Raw genomic sequence first — 3346 nt, forward strand, 5'->3', positions numbered from 1 at the left:
CAAAGCTTTGGTATACCTTTGACTGACGTTCATATTGATAACAACACACTCAGCTTTAAGTCGCCGATGATTCAGGCGAGCTTTAACGGGAAAAAGACAACAGAAGGCTACGAAGGAACTTTCAAACAGGGGCAGGAATTTCCTCTCACCTTCAAAAAAGCCGGTTCGGATGAGAAACAGGCCAGCACACCGACACCCGAGTTGGGCGAGCATGGTGCAGCGGTTGCCATCATTGACCAAGATGAAATCAAAACCCAGTTTTATGGCGAGCATGACCATAATACACAATACGAAATTGGCTCGGTCACAAAAACCATGGTGGCTTATTTACTGGCTCATGCAGTAGTTAATGAGTCAACAACCCTTGATACTCCGGTCAACGGGTTTTGGTCGCAAGCACCCGAAGCAGTGACACTGGGACAACTTGCTACACACCACAGCGGGCTGCCCCGACTTCCTGAAAATTTATTAAGTAAGGCCGACCAGACAGACCCTTACGCTCATTATGGTCAGTCAGAATTGGAAAGTGCCTTGGCTGAGATAGAGCCCGGTGCCAACAATTACGAATATTCCAACTTCGGGTATGGCTTACTTGCAGAGTCACTCGCTAAGAGTGCAGAAAAAGCTTTTCCTGAGCTGTTAAATGACGTTGTGTTTGAACCTTTCAGTATGCCGGATACTTATGTGGCAACCCGTAAAGAAAATACTTCAGGCTCCCTGTCAAAAGGACATAATGTCTTGGGCGACGTAGTACCCCACTGGCATTTTCAGTCTCTGGCCGGCGCCGGAGCAGTTGTTTCTACACTGAGTGATATGGCCAACTACACCAAAGCACTCATGCGAAAAAGTGCAGAAGGCGATGCCACTGTCGAGCAATTACTTGCCCCACAAAAAAACATTGAAGGCTGTTGCCAGCAGGCTTTAGGCTGGCTTATTAGCGAAGACGAAAACGGTAAAGCCTACGCCTGGCACAACGGGCAAACAGCCGGGTTCAGCAGTTTTGTTGGCTTTTACCTCGATGGCTCAAGGGCTGTCGTTATGCTAAACGCACAATCGATACCGGTAAATGATGAAGCCATAAAACGACTGACCCAGAATGCAGGAGTCCAATAAGTTCAGACCACACCTTGCTCTATCATGGCGTCAGCAACTTTACGGAAACCCGCAATGTTTGCGCCAAGAACTAAGTTGGACGGGTGCCCGAAATCTTCTGCAGTGCGTTTTGCGTCCTGATAGATATTCCGCATAATGTCTTTGAGCTTTTCGTCCACTTCTTCAAAGTCCCAGCGCAGCATACTGGCATTTTGCACCATTTCTAACTGACTTGTTGCAACACCACCGGCATTAGCGGCTTTCCCGGGGCCGTATGCGGCACCACTTTCAATAAAGAGATCAACGGCGGCCTGTGTTGAAGGCATGTTCGCGCCTTCTACAATGCATTTGCAGCCATTTTCTAAAAGTGACTGAGCGTCTTTTTCGGTCAGCTCGTTCTGAGTTGCACAAGGGAAAGCTAAGTCGGCTTTATAACGCCAAACCGTATGACCGTCTTTGGGGTAATCGTCCCGGGGCGTATATTCGGCGTTCTTATGAGTTTCAAGATACTCTTCCAACCGCCCTTTTTGCTCTTCTTTAATGCGCTTAACCAGGTCAAGATCAATACCTTGCTCATGATAAATCGTACCGTTGGAATCACTACAGCTTACCGGCTTGGCTCCTAAGTCATACAGCTTTTCCATAGCGTATATGGCAACGTTGCCAGAGCCAGAAATTAAACAGCGCTTACCTTCCAGCGAGTCGCCTTTGTCATCCATCATGCACTGCGCAAAATAAACCGCACCGTACCCGGTGGCTTCTTTACGGGCATGTGAACCGCCCCACAGCAGGCTTTTTCCCGTGAGCACACCGTCAAAGCGGTTTGCCAAACGCTTATACTGACCAAATAAGTAACCAATTTCGCGCGAGCCCACGCCAATATCCCCGGCAGGCACATCCGTATTGGGTCCAATATGACGGTAAAGCTCGCTCATGAAAGACTGGCAGAACCGCATAATTTCAGCATCGGACTTTCCTTTCGGGTTAAAGTTGGCACCACCTTTACCGCCACCAATGGGTAGCCCGGTTAATGCATTCTTAAAAATTTGCTCAAACCCAAGGAATTTAATAATGCCGGCATTGACGCTTGGGTGAAAACGTAAACCACCTTTGTAGGGGCCTAGCGCCGAGTTAAACTCAATTCGATAGCCTTTATTCACCTGAATATTGCCGTCATCATCCATCCAGGGAACCCGAAACATAATCTGCCGTTCAGGTTCAACCAAGCGTTCAATAATAGAATGCTCACGATATTTAGGCCGCTCTTCCAGAAGCGGTTCTATCGACCCCAGCACATCTTCTACCGCCTGGTAGAACTCAACTTGAGCGGGGCTCGTTTGTTTTAATTTTTCAATGGTTTCTTTTATGTAGCTCATTGACCTACCTGTTATTGTGTACAGAGCATGATTTACGGTTTGCACCTACTAATAACGTATACCAGTGAGTTTAGATCGCCACTATTTTAAGACAACCCGGTTACGTCCCGACTTTTTAGCAGAGTACAGGTTCTCATCAGCGCGTTTTAATATGCTATCGGGTGTATCCCCGGGCTCTTTTAAAGTCGCTCCTAAACTGATCGTTATTTTTACTGTTTTTGCAGCATCTTTTTTTCCGCGAGCGTCCTTACCTTTGCGTTTACTGTCAGGTCGCGAGGGTTCCCTTAATTTAAGCGGATAATTCGCCACTTTGCTGCGCACACTTTCTAATGTACTTTTCAATTTGTCCGGGTCGCTGTGAGAAAAAACCAGAGTGAACTCTTCGCCACCATAACGGTACGCTTTAAAACCCCGATGTTCTCTCAAAATACTACCAAGCAACCTTAATACCTGATCACCCACCTCATGCCCGTAACGATCATTAAATTTTTTAAAGTAATCGACATCGAGCATGCACACCGCACTGCGCCTGCGTAAATGCTGCAATTGACTGACCAGTGCTCTGCGTTGCGGTAATCCAGTCAACTCGTCAATGTAAGCCAACTTCAACATCTGATCGGCCAATGCCAATAATAGGCCAATTACCGCCGCGACCGAGGACCAGGTTGACGCATCCCGATGGTCAACAACGAGCAAAAAAACCATCAGTGCCAGCCATGAAGCCCACTGGCTCCAGGCAAAGGAAGATGAGCCTTTATACAATAGGAAAGTTGCCCAACTTCCTCCCATTGCAACAATCCAAAGAAGCAAACCAACAGCAAGTCCAGTGTCTTCCCAGTCAGGCAGAGTCAGCAGTTCAACTGGGCTCAGGGTTGCAA

At 47.5% G+C, this 3346-nt stretch carries 3 protein-coding genes; 1 reads left to right on the top strand and 2 read right to left on the bottom strand.

Annotated features, from left to right (window positions below; genetic code table 11):
* On the top strand, positions 1–1113 hold a 1113-nt coding region (locus tag B3180_RS04190; protein WP_286843216.1), incomplete at its 5' end, for a serine hydrolase domain-containing protein.
* A 2-nt stretch (positions 1114–1115) separates the two neighbouring features.
* Here the strand turns inward: B3180_RS04190 and gdhA are convergent.
* Entirely contained in the window at positions 1116–2468 is a 1353-nt protein-coding gene (gene gdhA, locus B3180_RS04195) for an NADP-specific glutamate dehydrogenase (protein ID WP_278358862.1), read from the bottom strand.
* Positions 2469–2549: 81 nt separating this feature from the next.
* Positions 2550–3346 (bottom strand): GGDEF domain-containing protein (locus B3180_RS04200; RefSeq protein ID WP_286843218.1); only part of this gene is annotated, 797 nt, incomplete at its 5' end.

Origin of the sequence: Idiomarina sp. UBA4206, assembly GCF_002383015.1 — a bacterium.
Lineage (GTDB): Bacteria > Pseudomonadota > Gammaproteobacteria > Enterobacterales > Alteromonadaceae > Idiomarina > Idiomarina abyssalis.

Excerpts from the sequence above, each read along its gene's own strand:
- gdhA (WP_278358862.1), bottom strand. The coding sequence starts at position 2,468 with ATGAGCTACATAAAAGAAACCATTGAAAAATTAAAACAAACGAGCCCC.